This window comes from Variovorax ureilyticus, from assembly GCF_050632185.1.
GTDB lineage: Bacteria > Pseudomonadota > Gammaproteobacteria > Burkholderiales > Burkholderiaceae_C > Variovorax > Variovorax ureilyticus_A.
Window position 1 is genome coordinate 1161130 of record NZ_CP192579.1, and the last position, 14199, is coordinate 1175328.

Annotated in this window: 15 protein-coding genes and 1 pseudogene; 4 read left to right on the forward strand and 12 right to left on the reverse strand. The window is 68.4% G+C overall.

Annotated elements, in window-relative coordinates; all coding sequences use genetic code 11:
- Positions 1–127: 127 nt before the first annotated feature.
- Positions 128–1945, reverse strand: coding sequence for a DNA mismatch repair endonuclease MutL (gene mutL / locus ACQ858_RS05705; protein ID WP_431276799.1), 1818 nt, complete (start codon positions 1943–1945; stop codon positions 128–130).
- A gap of 173 nt (positions 1946–2118) precedes the next feature.
- Between mutL and ACQ858_RS05710 the strand changes: the two genes are divergently transcribed.
- Positions 2119–2772 carry a DedA family protein gene (locus ACQ858_RS05710; protein WP_431275791.1) on the forward strand — a complete coding sequence of 218 codons (654 nt, stop codon included), beginning with the start codon at positions 2119–2121 and terminating at the stop codon, positions 2770–2772.
- On the opposite strand, the gene ctlX is transcribed toward ACQ858_RS05710, so the two are convergent.
- On the reverse strand, positions 2769–3671 hold the full coding sequence (ctlX, locus tag ACQ858_RS05715) for a citrulline utilization hydrolase CtlX (RefSeq protein ID WP_431276800.1): 903 nt from the start codon (positions 3669–3671) through the stop codon (positions 2769–2771). The two genes, ACQ858_RS05710 and ctlX, sit on opposite strands and share 4 nt — an antisense overlap.
- Before the next feature lie 74 nt (positions 3672–3745).
- Positions 3746–4795, reverse strand: a complete 1050-nt coding sequence (locus tag ACQ858_RS05720; protein WP_431275792.1) for an ornithine cyclodeaminase — start codon at positions 4793–4795, stop codon at positions 3746–3748.
- Positions 4796–4936: 141 nt separating this feature from the next.
- Here ACQ858_RS05720 and ACQ858_RS05725 point away from each other — a divergent pair, with 141 nt between their 5' ends.
- Positions 4937–5359 carry an Lrp/AsnC family transcriptional regulator gene (locus tag ACQ858_RS05725; RefSeq protein WP_431275793.1) on the forward strand — a complete coding sequence of 141 codons (423 nt, stop codon included), beginning with the start codon at positions 4937–4939 and terminating at the stop codon, positions 5357–5359.
- Here ACQ858_RS05725 and ACQ858_RS05730 read toward each other — a convergent pair.
- The 6 genes from ACQ858_RS05730 to ACQ858_RS05755 all read right to left on the reverse strand — a co-directional run bounded on the left by ACQ858_RS05730 (position 5347) and on the right by ACQ858_RS05755 (position 9950).
- Positions 5347–6120, reverse strand: coding sequence for a metal ABC transporter permease (locus tag ACQ858_RS05730; protein WP_431275794.1), 774 nt, complete (start codon positions 6118–6120; stop codon positions 5347–5349). The genes ACQ858_RS05725 and ACQ858_RS05730 overlap by 13 nt on opposite strands.
- On the reverse strand, positions 6117–7040 hold the full coding sequence (locus ACQ858_RS05735) for a metal ABC transporter substrate-binding protein (RefSeq protein WP_431275795.1): 924 nt from the start codon (positions 7038–7040) through the stop codon (positions 6117–6119). Before ACQ858_RS05735 ends, ACQ858_RS05730 begins: the two co-directional genes overlap by 4 nt.
- Before the next feature lie 25 nt (positions 7041–7065).
- The gene (locus ACQ858_RS05740) at positions 7066–8472 is read right to left on the reverse strand and encodes a hypothetical protein (RefSeq protein ID WP_431275796.1); all 1407 of its coding nucleotides are present in this window, start codon (positions 8470–8472) and stop codon (positions 7066–7068) included.
- Positions 8473–8546: 74 nt separating this feature from the next.
- The gene (locus ACQ858_RS05745) at positions 8547–8909 is read right to left on the reverse strand and encodes a hypothetical protein (RefSeq protein WP_431275797.1); all 363 of its coding nucleotides are present in this window, start codon (positions 8907–8909) and stop codon (positions 8547–8549) included.
- A gap of 103 nt (positions 8910–9012) precedes the next feature.
- Complete coding sequence (locus ACQ858_RS05750) at positions 9013–9399, reverse strand: c-type cytochrome (protein WP_431275798.1); 387 nt, start codon at positions 9397–9399, stop codon at positions 9013–9015.
- A complete protein-coding gene (locus ACQ858_RS05755) occupies positions 9396–9950 on the reverse strand; it encodes a ferritin-like domain-containing protein (protein WP_431275799.1) in 555 nt (184 codons plus the stop codon). Before ACQ858_RS05755 ends, ACQ858_RS05750 begins: the two co-directional genes overlap by 4 nt.
- 134 nt (positions 9951–10084) lie before the next feature.
- Here ACQ858_RS05755 and ACQ858_RS05760 point away from each other — a divergent pair, with 134 nt between their 5' ends.
- Entirely contained in the window at positions 10085–10594 is a 510-nt protein-coding gene (locus tag ACQ858_RS05760) for a hypothetical protein (protein ID WP_431275800.1), read from the forward strand.
- Positions 10595–10729: 135 nt separating this feature from the next.
- Here ACQ858_RS05760 and ACQ858_RS05765 read toward each other — a convergent pair.
- Positions 10730–12201, reverse strand: a pseudogene (locus ACQ858_RS05765) (N-acetylmuramoyl-L-alanine amidase).
- Positions 12198–12695: a tRNA (adenosine(37)-N6)-threonylcarbamoyltransferase complex ATPase subunit type 1 TsaE gene (gene tsaE, locus ACQ858_RS05770; protein ID WP_431275801.1), complete on the reverse strand. Its 498-nt coding sequence runs from the start codon at positions 12693–12695 to the stop codon at positions 12198–12200. Before tsaE ends, ACQ858_RS05765 begins: the two are co-directional and overlap by 4 nt.
- On the opposite strand from tsaE, the gene queG reads away from it, so the two are divergent.
- The gene (gene queG / locus ACQ858_RS05775) at positions 12681–13751 is read left to right on the forward strand and encodes a tRNA epoxyqueuosine(34) reductase QueG (RefSeq protein WP_431275802.1); all 1071 of its coding nucleotides are present in this window, start codon (positions 12681–12683) and stop codon (positions 13749–13751) included. The two genes, tsaE and queG, sit on opposite strands and share 15 nt — an antisense overlap.
- On the opposite strand, the gene ACQ858_RS05780 is transcribed toward queG, so the two are convergent.
- The gene (locus tag ACQ858_RS05780; protein ID WP_431275803.1) at positions 13738–14163 is read right to left on the reverse strand and encodes a hypothetical protein; all 426 of its coding nucleotides are present in this window, start codon (positions 14161–14163) and stop codon (positions 13738–13740) included. The two genes, queG and ACQ858_RS05780, sit on opposite strands and share 14 nt — an antisense overlap.
- Positions 14164–14199 lie beyond the last annotated feature (36 nt).

Below are 14199 nucleotides of genomic sequence, written 5' to 3' on the forward strand. Positions count from 1 at the left end.
AACGGTTGTGCCTGTCGTGCCGATGACCCCGGAAAACCCTAATGCCGGCGCGGGCCTACGCAGATCCGGGGCCGGAAAACCGACGGATGTAAGCGAGGTAAGGAAAAGAAGCGCGGTGAGTGTTCGCTCAGCGTCCGCGCATGAAGAGCGCGTCGAGCTCGCGGACCGACAGTTGGCGCCATGTCGGCCGCCCGTGGTTGCACTGGTCGGAGCGCTCCGTGGCCTCCATCTGGCGCAGCAGCGCGTTCATCTCTTCGAGGGTCAGCTTGCGGTTGGCGCGCACCGCGCCGTGGCAGGCCATGGTGGAGAGCAGCTCGTTCTGGGCGCGCTGCACCACCGTGCTCGCATCGTGGTTGGCCAGCTCGGCGAGCACGCCTCGCGCGAGCTCGACCGGATCGCCGTCCGCCAGCGTGCTGGGCACGGCACGCACCGCGAGGGTGCGCGGCGAGAACGGGGAGATCTCGAGCCCGAGCGAGGGCAGCACCGCGGCACACGCTTCCGCCGTCGCGACTTCCTGCGGCGTCGCCGCGAAGGTGGCGGGAATCAGCAGCGGCTGACTTGCGATCGCCGCGCCGTCGAGTTGCGTCTTCAGGCGCTCGTAGACGATGCGCTCATGCGCCGCGTGCATGTCGACGATGACGAGACCCTGGCTGTTCTCCGCGAGGATGTAGACGCCCTGCAGTTGCGCGAGCGCGCGGCCCAGGGGCCAGCTTTCCCCCGCGGCTGTGCCGGCGCTCGACGGGGCTTGCGCTGCCGGGGCGAATGGTGCGCTTGCGGGCGCGGCACGGGTGTCAGATGTCGGCAGCGAAACCGGTATCGCCGACGTGTCGCGATAGGCGGGCCACATCGCCGCCATATCACCGAGGCCGCGTTCGGAGGCGAACGGCATCGCGGGCTGGGTCCACGCCGCCGCCTCGGGCAATGCGCGCGGCTTGAAGAAGGGCTCGGCAGGCGCGGCAGCCGCATCGCCGGCGCGCGGCGCCGCGAGCGCGTTCTCGATGGCATGACGCACCGCCTGGTGCACCTCGCGGCTGTCCCGGAAGCGCACCTCGATCTTGGTCGGATGCACGTTGACATCGACGCGCGCCGGATCGATCTCGAGGTACAGCGCATACACCGGCTGGCGCTGGCCGTGCAGCACGTCCTCGTAGGCGCTGCGCACCGCGTGGGCGAGCACCTTGTCGCGAACGAAGCGGCCATTGACGTAGAAAAACTGCTGGTCGGCGCGCGACCGTGCCGCATCGGGAATGCCCGCGCGTCCGGTGACGCGCACCGGGCCGGCCTCATGCTCGACCACGACGCTTTGCTTCACGAAGTCGTCGCCGAGGGTGTCGGCGAGCCGCTGCTCCAGCGTGGCGGCCGTGCGCCACTGTTCGACCAGCCGGCCTTCGTGCCAGATCGAGAAACCGACATCGGGCCGCGCGAGCGCGTGGCGGCGCACGGCCTCGATGCAGTGCGCGAGCTCGGTCGCGTCGGTCTTCAGGAACTTGCGGCGCGCGGGTGTGGCGAAGAAGAGCTCGCGCACCTCGACCGTGGTGCCGGTTGCGCGCGCCACGGGGCGCAGCTCGCCGGTGCGGCCGTCGAGCGCGAAGGCGCTGTCGGCGCCGGCGAAGCGCGAATGGATGCTGAGGTCGGCGATCGCGTTGATCGCTGCGAGCGCCTCGCCGCGAAAGCCCATCGTGCCGACGGTTTCGAGATCGTGGAGGCTCGCGATCTTGCTGGTCGCATGACGGCGCAGGGCCAGCGGAAGCTCGCCCTGCGGCAGGCCGGTGCCGTCGTCCTCGACGGAGATCAGGCGAACACCGCCCGCGGAGAGCCGCACCGTGATCTGGCGCGCGCCGGCATCGAGCGCGTTGTCGAGCAGTTCGCGGATCACCGAGGCGGGGCGCTCCACCACTTCGCCCGCCGCGATCTGGCTGATCAGTTCGTCGGGAAGCTCGCGGATCGGGCGCCGCGTTGCGGGGGAAGAGGGAGTGCGCTCACGCGAGCATTCTAGTTTTCAACCCCAGATCACGAATCCCGCGGAACCGGCTTGGCCGGTCCGCCGGGATTGCCCCCTGGAAGGGGTGCCCGAGCCACACGAAGTGGGCGAGGCTGGGGGTAAGCGACAATCGTTTTATGGAAATCATCAGCTTTCTCGTCGATTTCATCCTGCACATCGACAAGCATCTCGAAGCCTTTGTCGCGACCTACGGGGTCTGGGTGTATGGCCTTCTGTTCCTGATCGTGTTCGTCGAAACGGGGCTTGTCGTGATGCCCTTCCTGCCCGGCGATTCGCTCCTCTTCATCGTCGGCGCGCTGAGCGGCGCGGGGCTGATGAACTTCGGGGTCGCTGTGCCGATCCTGCTTGCAGCCGCGATCCTCGGCGACCAGTGCAACTACAGCATCGGCCGCTACTTCGGGCCGAAGGTCTTCCAGTGGGAAAACTCGCGCTTCTTCAACCGCAAGGCCTTCGACCAGGCGCATGCGTTCTACGAACGCTATGGCGCCATCACCATCGTCCTCGCGCGCTTCATGCCGTTCATTCGCACCTTCGCGCCCTTCGTGGGGGGCGTGGCCGACATGACGCGCGGCAAGTTCACCCTGTTCAATGTCGTCGGTGCGTTGATCTGGGTGCTGGGCATCACGACCGCGGGCTACTTCTTCGGCAACCTGCCGCTGGTGCGCGAGCATCTGGAGAAGATCATCTGGGGCCTGATCCTCATCCCCGGACTGATCGCGATCTTCGGCGCATGGCGCGGCTCGCGCGGCACGTCGGCAGCGCGAAGCTAGGCATCGCGGTGCCTCGGTGCGAGGTGAATGCCCGCAAGCATGCAGCGCACCGAACCGCCCGCCATCTCCACCGTCGGCACCGCGAGCGGCACGAGCCGGGCGGAGCGTTCGATCACCGCTTTCTGTTGCGCGGTGAGGCTGTCGAACGCGCGCTGCGAGAGCGCGAGGATGCGCCCGCCATGGCCTGACAGCTCGATCGCATTGCCCGCGAAGTTGGCGATCTGTTCGGCGCTCAATGCGATGACCTCGCGTCCCGACTCTTCGAGCCGCGCACGCACCTCGTCCGCACGGCGGCGGTCCGGAATGAGGTCGAAGCCCACCATCGCGAACGCGGTCGCGACGCACATCAGCACATTGGTGTGATAGACCGGCCGGCCCATCGGGTCGCAGGTGTCGAACGCGATGGGCTCGAAGTTGAAGTGCGTGCTGAAGCGTTCGAGTGCGACCTGATCGGCGCGGTTCGAACGTGCGACGTAGGCCACGCGCGCCATGTGGTCGAGCACCATGGCGCCGGTCCCTTCGAGAAAGAGGCCGTCGTGCTCGAGGCCCGAGTAGTCGATCACCTCCTGCACCCGGTAGTCGGCCTTGAGCGTCTCGATGATCTCGGGGCGGCGCTCGCGGCGACGGTTCTCGCAGTACATCGGATAGAGCGCGACGTGGCCGCCCGGATGCGTGGAGAACCAGTTGTTCGGGAACACCGAGTCCGGCGTGTCGCGCTCGCCGCGGTCTTCGAAGAGGTGCACCCGCACGCCTTCGCTCTGGAGACGCTCGGCGGCGGCGGTGACCTCGCGGTAGGCGGAACGAGCAAGGGCCTCCGCGGATGCCTTCCCGGCGCGCGTCTGGAATGCGTTGTCCGCCGCAGTTTCGGGATTGGGGGTGAAGCCGTGCGGGCGGATCATGACGACGGCAGCAGGTGCCTGGACGGAGCGGAGCGTGGACACGGGTGCGATTCCTCTCTCTGGGTGACTGGCGTTCAGGCCACGCGGCGCATCACTGCGCGCGAAGCGCCGGGGCGGGTGTATCGAAACAGGTCCTTCGGGTCATCGGCCGCGGGCACGAGTTCGACGTCGACGCCCATGTCGCGCGACATGGCCTGGTCGAACACGTAGCGCAACGTGGAATAGTCCTCGAGCGCGAAGCCCACCGAGTCGAAGACGGTCACCTGCGATGGATGCTCGCGGCCGGCCTCGACGCCAGCGAGCACGCGCCACAGGTCGACCACCGGGAAGTCCTTCGGCAACTGCTGGATGTCGCCTTCGATGCGCGTCTGCGGCTCGTACTCGACGAACACGCGCGCATGGCGCAGCACGTCCACATGCAGTTCGGTCTTGCCGGGGCAATCGCCGCCGATCGCGTTGATGTGCATACCCGGCTCGATCATTTCGGGCGTGAGGATGGTGGCGTAGGTCTTGTCGGCCGTGACCGTCGTCACGATGTCGGCGCCGCGCACCGCTTCGGCGGTCGATGCAGCGCGGATCAGCTTCAGCTGTGGATAGACCGAGAGATTGCGAACGAGCTTGTCCGTGGCGCGCGGATCGACGTCGTAGACCGCGATCTCGTCGATGCCCAGGTGCGCATGAAAAGCCAGCGCCTGGAATTCGCTCTGCGCGCCGTTGCCGATCAACGCCATGCGCCGCGCATCGGGGCGTGCCAGTGCACGCGCTGCCATCAGCGAGGTCGCGCAGGTGCGCAGCGCGGTCGCGACGGTGAGTTCGGACAGCAGCACCGGATAGCCCGTGTCCACTTCCGCGAGCACCCCGAAGGCCATCACCGTGTACAGGCCCTTCGCGGTGTTGCTCGGGTGGCCGTTGACGTACTTGAAGGCGTAGTTCTTGGCGTTGGATACCGGCATCAGCTCGATCACGCCGATGTCGGAATGGCTCGCCACGCGGGCCGATTTGTCGAAGTCGGCCCAGCGGATGAAGTCCTGGCGGATCACGTCGGCGAGTTCGCCGATGAATGAAATTGCGCCGACATCCTGGATCAGGCGGGACATGGTCGGTACGTCGATGAAGCGGGTCATGAGGCTTTCCTTGCGGGATACCGGGCGTTGCCGGGATGCGCTCATTGTTCCGTCTCGTGGTGCCAGATTGAACCCTGCAACCTGTCAAATCCGGCTCCGAAGCTTGCAGTTTGCTAGCTTTGAATAGCAAAATGACAATCCATGGACGATACCGACCGCCAGCTCATCGCGCTCCTCCGGGACAACGCCCGCATGTCCGTGGTGGCGCTGGCGCAGAAGCTGCGCGTGGCGCGCGCGACGGTGCAGAACCGCATCGCGAAGCTGGAGGCCGACGGCACCATCGTCGGCTACACCGTGCGCCTGCGGCCCGACGCGGAGGGTTACCGCATCCGGGCGATGATGAGCATCGAAGTCGACGGCCCCAATGGCGACGAGGTGCGCCGCGCGCTGCGGGGCCATCCGAACGTGATCACGCTGCATTCCACCAACGGGCGGTGGGACCTCTTGGCCGAGTTGCGCGCGGACACGCTCGAAGCCTTCGACCGCGTGCTGACCGCGATCCGCTCGATCCCCGGCATCTCGAACAGCGAGACCAGCATTCTTCTGTCGACTTACAAACTCTGATCGAGGCGCGGCCGCAGCGTGAGCGCACCCGCGAGCGCGCAGGCCGCGAGGGTCCACACGATCACGGCGCCCGAGGGCAGGTCGAACAGCGCCGACAGCGCGAGCCCGAGTGCATAGCCCAGCGCGCCGACCACGTAGGCGATGCGCAGGCGCCGTGCCCCGTCGTGCGCCCGGGTGCCGAGCGCCGGAATGATGAGGCTCGAGAACACGAGGTACACGCCGACGAGCTGCACCGAGGCCGTCACCGCGAGCGCGAACGCCGCGTAGAAGCCGAAGCGGCCCAGCCGCGCGATCCATCCGAGCCGCATGGCGACGAGCAGGACGGCGGAGATGCCGCCGAGCCACAGCAGTTGCGTCTTGTTGACCCACAGGATCTGGCCGACGAGCAGGTCCTTCAGGTGCTCGCCGCCGTGCGGATTGCTCGCGAGCAGCAGGATGCCCGCACAGGCCGCGAGGATGAACATCACGCCGATCAGCGCCTCCTGCTGCTGCGGGGCGCGGCGTTCGGTCCACGTCAGCAGCCAGGCGCCGAGCAGCGCTGCGGTGACGGCCGCCGCCTGCACCGCGACACCGCCCTCGGGCATGCCCAAGGCGTCGGCGGCGATCACCCCGAGGCCCGCGATCTGCGCGATCGCGAGATCGATGAACACAATGCCCCGGTCCAGCACCTGCATGCCCAGCGGCACATGCGTGGCCAGCACCAGCAGGCCGGCGATCAGTGCGGGGCCGAGGATGCCCGCGTCGAGCGCGCTCCAGCTCACGACTTCGCCCCAGCGCCGAGCAGCCGCGCGAGCGTGTCGTCGAAGAGGCCGAACAGATCCTTCGCGCCGTCGGTGCCGCCGACGGTGAAGGGCAGCTTGACCGCCGGCAGGCCCGCGTTCCTGCTGAGCCAGTCCGAGGGCCGCGAGTCCTGGTAGGCGGCGTAGATCACCATCTTCGCGGGCGTGCCCTTCAGGGCAGCCTGGACCTCCTGAAGATGCGAGGCCGTGGGCTCGACCCCGGGCTTGGGTTCGAGCACCGCGACCTCCTTCATGCCGAGCCAGTCATAGAGGTAGACGAAGGCGTTGTGCTGCGAGACCACCGGTGCGCCCCTGAGCGGCGCACTCTGCGTGCCCCAGCGCGCCATCGCCTGCTGCCAGCGCTGGCTGAAGTCGGCGCTGCGCTTCGTGTACTCGGCCGCGTTGGCCGGATCGACCTGCGCGAGCCGCTTGCCGAGCGCCGTCGCGACCAGCGCGATGTTGCGCGGGTCGGTCTGGATGTGCGGATTGCCGGCCGCATGCACGTCGCCCTGCGAGCGGTCCACTTGCGTCGGGACTTCGAGCTTGCGCACGAAGTCCGCGGCCGCGAAGTTGCCGGGCTGGCCGGGCTGCACCTTCGCGTTGCCCGACTGCTGCAGCAGCACCGGCAGCCAGCCGATCTCCAGTTCGGCGCCGGTGCAGACCACGAGGTCGGCGCCGCGCGCGCGGGCGATCAGGCTCGGCTTGGCCTGGATCTGGTGCGGGTCCTGCAGCGCGTTGGTCGCGACCGAGACGTCGACGAGAGGGCCGCCGAGTTCCTGCGCCAGCGCGCCCCACTCGGGCTCGCAGGCGAAGACACGCAGCGCGGCCTGCGCGGGCGCGGCCAGCAGCATCAGCGGCGCGGCCAGGAGGGCGATGAGGGGAAGGGGAGAGCGAATCTTCATGGAGGGCTCCTTGTTGGTGGGTGCTTCAATAGCTGTGTGCGCCGTGGGCGCCCAAGCTCATTTGATACTGGAGGGTGATCTGGTTGTCGACGAAGCCTTCGCGGGCGCGGTCCTGCGCGAATTGCAGCCGGATGCGCGAGAACTCGCTCGGGTTGAAGTCGACCATCACCGAGTTCTTGCGCGGCCGGTAGTCGCTGAACAGCGCGGCGGATGAGAGGCCGAAGCTCGGCGTGCCGGGGTCGAGCCTTTCCGTCCGCAGGCCAACGCGCCAGCGCGGCATGAACTGGTAGATGCCCTGCACGTACCAGCCCGATTGCGCCACGCGCAAGGCGCCGAAGGCATCGGTGTTGCCGACGTCGTAGAGCAGGTTGCCGTTGCGCGTGCTGTGCAGGTATTCGCCCTGCAGCTTGAAGTTGGTCCGCGTGGCGTTGCCGTTGGGGGCCCACTTCCACACGCCGTCCAGCACCCACACGCGGGTGTCGCCGTTGAAGATGTCGTTCACTGCCGCGCCCGCCGCGTTCGTCGAGACCAGGGCCTGGTTGTTCGCCTTGGCGTTGAGCACCGAGACGCCTGCGCGCCAGTTGCTGCTGTCGCCGATGTCGCCACCGGTGTGCAGCGTCAGCGCGGTCATGCCGGCGCCGTTGCTGCTCGAATCGCTGCCCGGAAAGGTGCGGCCCCGGCCGATCTCGGCACCGAGCTCGATGTAGTGGTCGATCGGCGCGATCCACGTGAGCTGCATGCCGTCGTCGCCGTACTGCGTGCCGAGCATCGCCTGGTAGGCGAGCGGGTTGTCGACGAAGTCCCAGGTGTGGGAATGCTGCGCATTGAGATAGCCGATGCCCGAGAAGAAGCGGCCCGCCTTGAGCGAGAACCCGCTGTCGAGCGAGGTGGTCTGGATGAAGGCTTCCTCCACCGACACGGAGTTGTCCGGGTGCAGCGCGATGTTGGCCGCGCCGCGCAGCCAGGGGTCGATGCTGGCCGAGAAGCCGAGCTCCGATTCCGAGAGGCTGAAGCCGCGGGTGCCGGGCCCGATCTCCGCGTTCGGCGGCAGCGGGAAGCCGGTGATCGCGTAGTTCGCCGGGTCCTGCGACGTGCGCGTGTAGGCGCCCGAGAGGATCAGCGACAGCGCGGGATTGAAGGAGTTCGCACCGCCGCCACCCGCCCCGGCGACGGCCGCTGGGGCCGGCTCGGCAGCGGGCGGTGGGGAGGCGACCGGCGCGGCCGCGGCGCTGGCGGTGCCGCCCGTGCTGCCGGCGGCGGCCTCGGCCGCCTTGACGCGCTGTTCGAGCGCCTGCAGGCGCGCTTCGTAGTCGGCGCGCATGGACTGGATCTCCCGTCGAAGCGCGTCGACGTCGGAGGATGAAGGTTCGGCCAGCGCGCCGAGCGGCATGGCCAGGGCCAGCACGAGGCCGGCCCGGGAAAGGGATTGCATGAGCGGATGCTCCTCGCGGGAACGTTGGAGAGCGCCCGCCCCGCGCTGGACGCGGGCGGGCGTGGGACCACGGATCAGAGCGAGGAAGCGGGCGGCGCGCGGCTGCGGTAGGGGTGCGCGGGCGATCCCTGCCAGCTGGCTGCGAAAGCCGTCAGTGGCGCTTCATGCCGCGCGGTCGGATGCGGGAGCGGGATCGGCGCGCTGGGCAGCGCGCCGCCATGAATGCTGGCCGCCAAAAGGCAGAGATCGCAGTGCGCTGGCTGCGACAGCGGCTCGTCGGGTGTCGGCGTACCCGGCTGGATTGCCTGGGCCGCCTGCGCTGCGTGCGAGACGCTATGCCACAGGGCAGCGGCCTGCGCTACCGGAAGGAGCAGCATGACCCACAGCACCCACGCGAAGCGGCGCGTCGAAAGTCGTGGGATGGGTGGGGCTGCCATGGCGAAAACCTGCGATCTTAGCGAGTGCAGGCGGCGCCGGGTCAGGTGCGCAGGCGGCTCGGCAGCGCGTCGCTCGATGGCCGCCCGGCCTTTGGGAAAGCTCTCAGTGTCCGCAGGCCGGTCCTTCGCCGGCGCGCTGCAGATAGGCGATCAGGTCCGCGCGTTCACCCGGGTCGTCGATGCCGGCATAGGTCATCGTGGTGCCTGGCACGGTGGCGGGCGGATTCGCAAGAAAGCGGTCCAGCGTCTTGTCGTTCCAGACGATGCGCGAGTTCTTCATCGCATCCGAATAGGGGTAGCCCGGGATGCTGCCCGCGCGGCGCCCGAACAGGCCGCAGTGCCGCGGTCCGACACGGTCGGTGGGTAGCGCGTGGCAGGCCATGCACCGCACGTAGATCTGCTCGCCGCGCACAATGTCCGGTGCTGCGAACGCGGGCACGGTCGCGCCGGCGGTCAATGCGACCGCCGCCGCCAGCGAGTTGGCCTTCACGACACGAAGGCCCCAGGAACGGGCGCCTCGCCCACCGCCTGGCGCAGCACGGCCCAGTGCATGGCCTCGCCGCTGAGGATGCTGGCCGCGGCCTTCGAGAGATCGCGCTCCTGGAACAGCGGCACCGCGCCCAGGTAGGCGCTGACCGCGCCCTGTTCGAGCTTCGCGGCGAAGCGCAGTACGTCGGCCTGCGACTTCAGTTGCTCCGTCGGGAAGTCGTAAGTCGCCTTGGCCACGACAGGCTTGCCGCCCAGCTTCGTGATGGTGGCCGCGAGCAGGTCCGCGTGCTGCTTGTGATGGCCCTGGAAGGTCGTCGCGAGGTCGAGCACGGGCTTGTCGAGCAGCTTGCTTTCCGCGCTGACCTGGTAGGCGGCCACGGCTTCGAGCTCCGCGCCCAGGGCGGTGTTGAGGATGCGGACGTCATTGGCGCCGTCGCGCCGCATGATGAGCGCGAAGGCCTGTGCGTCGCCGCCGGCGGCACGGGCCGCGAGCCCGGCATCGGAGTCCTGCGGCGAGGGCGGGCTGGAAGGAGTGGGTGCGATGTGTGACATGAGCTTCTCTTGCCCATTGGATGGTTCATCACGGCGGCGCGTTTCAACTTTCGTGGAAGCCGCCATATACAGCGGGCGCGAGACGCGGCAACATCGTCGTCGCCGCCGGGTGGCGGCTCCAGAGAGGAGAACGGATGAACGTGGCCTGGCGCGTGATATGCGCGATCCGCGCGATGCTGTTTCTGGCCGCGGCGCTGGCGTGTGCGCACGGCGCGGGCGCGGCGTCTCCGGCCCAACTGGAGCGCGAGGTCCAGCGCTTCGCCGTCGCGTGCGCCAAGAACGAGGACTACCCCGAGCTCTACGACTGCCGCTGCCTCACCGAAGGCTACAGGGAGGCCGTGAAGGAGACCGGCTCGACCTTCCGTCGCCGGGCGCTCGTACGCGACTACAGGCTGTTGCAACAATGCCCGGCCGCGAAATCGAGCATTTATGCGTGGTTTCGGCAGGACTGCATCTCAAGCGCCAACCGGCAGCCCGGCCATGGAGACTTCTGCAGTTGCAGCGCGGAGGCCTTCGCGACCGCATTCCGCGCTTCGCCGCCCGCATCGAAGGGCGAGATCGACAACCTCAAGAAGGCCTCGATGCGCTCCTGCGGCGCCAAGGAGCAGCTACCGCTGCGGCACCCGCAGATCGAACTCAAGTAACCGTCGGCGCCCAGGCACATCAAAACTGGCGCAGCCGAGGCCAGAAACCACGCGGAACCGGCTCCGCCGGGCCGCTGGGGTTGCCCCCTCGAAGGGGGTGCAGAGCCACACGAAGTGGGCGAGGCTGGGGGTAGGCTACAGCTGCCGGCTGCGCGCCAGTGGCGGGTTCTGCGCGAAGTAGCGCTGGATGCCGCGCATCAGTGCATCGGCGAGATCTTCCTGGTAGGCCGTGCTGCGCAGCTTGGACTCTTCCTCGGGGTTGCTGATGAAGGCCGTTTCGACCAGCACGCTGGGGATGTCCGGCGCCTTGAGCACCGCGAAGCCGGCCTGTTCGACCTGCCCCTTGTGCAGGCGCGCGCCGATGCCGCGGATTTCCCCGAGCATCGCGCCGCCGAGACGCAGGCTGTCGTTGATCTGCGCCGTGGTGCTCATGTCGAGCAGGGCGCGCTGCACCTGGACCTCGTGCTCGCCCACGTTCACGCCGCCGACCTTGTCGGCCTGGTTTTCCTTGTTCGCGAGCCAGCGCGCCGCGCTGCTCGACGCGCCGCCCTGGCTCAGCGCGAACACGCTCGCACCGCGTGCGTCGGGCGTGGTGAAGGCGTCGGCATGGATGCTTACGAACAGGTCTGCCTGCACCCGGCGAGCCTTCTGGACCCGCGTGCCGAGCGGCACGAAGAAGTCGGCATCGCGCGTGAGGAAGGCGCGCATCGGATTGCCGTTGACGTTGCTCGCGTTGATGCGCTCGCGCAGCCGGTGCGCGATCTGCAGCACGATGTCCTTTTCGCGTGTGCCGTTCGAGCCGATCGCGCCCGGGTCTTCGCCGCCGTGGCCGGGGTCGAGCGCGACGATGATGATGCGGTCGGTCTGGTTCGGCAGCGCGCCGCCGCGCACAGGCGCGGGGGCGGGGCGCTTGCCACCGGCGGGACCTGCAGCGGCAGGCCGCCGGCAGGCGCGCGCCCGGCCGCAGCGGCGGACGCGGCGGAAGAGGGCTGCTGCGACGCGCGCGCCGACTGCTGCGCCATCAGCTCGCCGAGTGGATCGGGCGCTTCGGCACCCGCCTTCGGCGAGACAGCGGCCTCGGCGGCCGGCGCCGCATTGCGCGATGCCTGCGCGGATGCCTGCGTCCTGGGTACTTCGCGCATGCGCTCGGCGATGAAAGTCTCGAGCGGATCGATCCGCTTCTGCGGATAGAGATCGAGCACCAGCCGGTCGCGATACGCCGCCACGGGCGCGAGCGAGAAGACCTGCGGCGCAACCGCCTGCTTCAGGTCGAACACGATCCGCACCACGCTCGGTGCGAACTGGCCGACGCGCAGGCCGTTGATGTAGGGGTCGTCGGGCTTGATCTTGCCGACCAGCTCGCGCAGTGCGGGGTTGAGATCGATGCCCTCGATGTCCACCGCGAGCCGGGGCGGATTGCCGACGACCAGCTGCTGCGAATTCAGCCGTCCGTCGGATTCGATGGTGACGCGCGTGTAGTCCTCGGCGGGCCAGACGCGGACGGCGACGATGGTGGCGCCGCGCGCGATCTCATGCAGCCCCAACAGAAGAACGAGACTGCCGCCTTGCAGCAACTCGCGGCGTTTCAGACCTTTGGCGGTGCTCATGCAGCGGCGGCAATCAACCGGCTGCCGCGCTCTGTGTTTGCGCGCAGGGTCACGGTGCGGGTGTCGTCGGTCATTGCTTCGATTTTAATAGCAAGATCTGCAAGCGGGATGCGCCCTGCAGCGTTCTCCGGCCACTCGGCCAGCTTGACGCCGGGGCCCGCGAAGATGTCGCGGAAACCGGCGTCTTCCCATTCGCGCGGATCGCTGAATCGGTAGAAATCGAAATGAAAGATCGCGAGTCCATCGGGTGCCTCGTGCGGTTCCACTACTGCATAGGTCGGGCTCTTGATGCGGCCCGTGATGCCGAGCGCTCGCAGCAAGTGGCGCACGAAAGTCGTCTTGCCCGCGCCCAGATCGCCCTGCAGTGAGATGAACGCATCACGCAGCGCCGGCGATGACGCGAGCGCGCGAGCCAATGCTTGCGTGTCGTCTTCGGTGCGCCAGACGCGCGTGACGCAGTGCGTTTCTACAATCGGCAGGTGATCGGCAGCCATCAACTCGTGAGTCGGATTCGGGCGTTGGCCCGGGAGCTCGGATTCTCCCAAATCGGGATTGCGGGTGTCGACCTGTCGAGTGCCGAGCCGGGTCTCACGCAGTGGCTCTCCGAGGGCTTTCATGGCGAGATGCATTACATGGCCGCGCATGGCATGCGCCGCGCGCGACCGGCCGAACTGGTGCCGGGCACCGTATCGGTGATCACCGCGCGCATGGACTACCTGCCGCGCGCCACGTCCGATGAGTGGCAGGCCGTGGAGTTCGCGCGGTTGGAGCGGCCGGGCGAAGGCATCGTGTCGCTCTACGCGCGCGGCAGGGACTATCACAAGGTCCTGCGCTCGCGCCTCTCGAAGCTCGCGGAACGCATCGCGGAAGAGGTCGGTCCCTTCGGCCATCGCGCCTTCACCGATTCCGCGCCGGTGCTCGAAGCCGAGCTCGCATCGCGCAGCGGCCAGGGCTGGCGCGGCAAGCACACGCTGGTGCTTGACCGCGCGGCGGGGTCGATGTTCTTCCTCGGCGAGATCTACGTCGACATGGCATTGCCGCCGAGCGAGCCGGTGAGTGCGCATTGCGGCAGTTGCAGCGCTTGCATCGACGTCTGCCCGACGGGGGCGATCACCGCGCCTTACCGGCTCGACGCACGGCGCTGCATCTCCTACCTCACCATCGAGCATGCGGGTCCGATCCCGGTCGAGCTGCGCCCGTTGATGGCGAACCGCATCTACGGCTGCGACGACTGCCAGCTCATCTGTCCGTGGAACAAGTTCGCGAGGAAGAGTGCGTTGCCGGACTTCGATGCGCGCGATGGGCTCACCGGGCGGCAGCTCGGCGAGCTGTTCGCATGGAGCGAGGAGGAATTTCTCCGCCACACCGAAGGCAGCCCGATCCGCCGTATCGGCCATGAACGATGGCTGCGCAATGTGGCGGTCGCGCTCGGCAATGCATGGCGTGCCGGCGACGAAAGCGCCCGCGCGGCGTTGGAGACACGCCTGTCGCACCCGAGCGCGCTGGTGCGCGAGCATGTCGAGTGGGCGCTCGGTCTCAGTGCCGGATGATCGCGGAAATCTGCGCGGTGCCGGTCTCGAGCGAGCGCATGGAGCTCAGGCGGATCGAGGCGTACTTGAGGGCCGGGTTGTTGAGCAGTTTGCCGCTGTAGCGGCCGTTGAAGCGCACGTCGTGGCAGCCGCTCACGTCGAGATCGATGGTCGCGTTGACCGACGACACGTAGTCGGCGCTGGCGCCGGCCATCAGGCAGGCCGCATCGGGAACGCTGCCGCGCACGGTGCCGTCGCGTTCGATGTCCAGCGTGCCGGGGTAGACCATCGGCGGCCCCATGGCGCCGCCATCCTCCTGCGTGAAGTAGAAGAGGAACGGGCCGTTCCATGCGCCCTGGTAGCGCGTGTAGTCCTGCGCCGACGCGGCGCCCGCGAGCGACGCTACAGCGACCGCGGCGATGAAATAGCGCATCGGCGCATCGTAGCCGCTGGCGGGCTTTCCGCCGGC

Excerpts from the sequence above, each read along its gene's own strand:
- ACQ858_RS05760 (WP_431275800.1), top strand. The coding sequence starts at position 10,085 with ATGAACGTGGCCTGGCGCGTGATATGCGCGATCCGCGCGATGCTGTTT.
- ACQ858_RS05720 (WP_431275792.1), bottom strand. The coding sequence starts at position 4,795 with ATGACCCGCTTCATCGACGTACCGACCATGTCCCGCCTGATCCAGGAT.
- tsaE (WP_431275801.1), bottom strand. The coding sequence starts at position 12,695 with ATGGCTGCCGATCACCTGCCGATTGTAGAAACGCACTGCGTCACGCGC.
- ACQ858_RS05740 (WP_431275796.1), bottom strand. The coding sequence starts at position 8,472 with ATGCAATCCCTTTCCCGGGCCGGCCTCGTGCTGGCCCTGGCCATGCCG.
- ctlX (WP_431276800.1), bottom strand. The coding sequence starts at position 3,671 with ATGATCCGCCCGCACGGCTTCACCCCCAATCCCGAAACTGCGGCGGAC.
- ACQ858_RS05735 (WP_431275795.1), bottom strand. The coding sequence starts at position 7,040 with ATGAAGATTCGCTCTCCCCTTCCCCTCATCGCCCTCCTGGCCGCGCCG.
- ACQ858_RS05710 (WP_431275791.1), top strand. The coding sequence starts at position 2,119 with ATGGAAATCATCAGCTTTCTCGTCGATTTCATCCTGCACATCGACAAG.
- ACQ858_RS05755 (WP_431275799.1), bottom strand. The coding sequence starts at position 9,950 with ATGTCACACATCGCACCCACTCCTTCCAGCCCGCCCTCGCCGCAGGAC.
- ACQ858_RS05745 (WP_431275797.1), bottom strand. The coding sequence starts at position 8,909 with ATGGCAGCCCCACCCATCCCACGACTTTCGACGCGCCGCTTCGCGTGG.
- ACQ858_RS05725 (WP_431275793.1), top strand. The coding sequence starts at position 4,937 with ATGGACGATACCGACCGCCAGCTCATCGCGCTCCTCCGGGACAACGCC.
- ACQ858_RS05780 (WP_431275803.1), bottom strand. The coding sequence starts at position 14,163 with ATGCGCTATTTCATCGCCGCGGTCGCTGTAGCGTCGCTCGCGGGCGCC.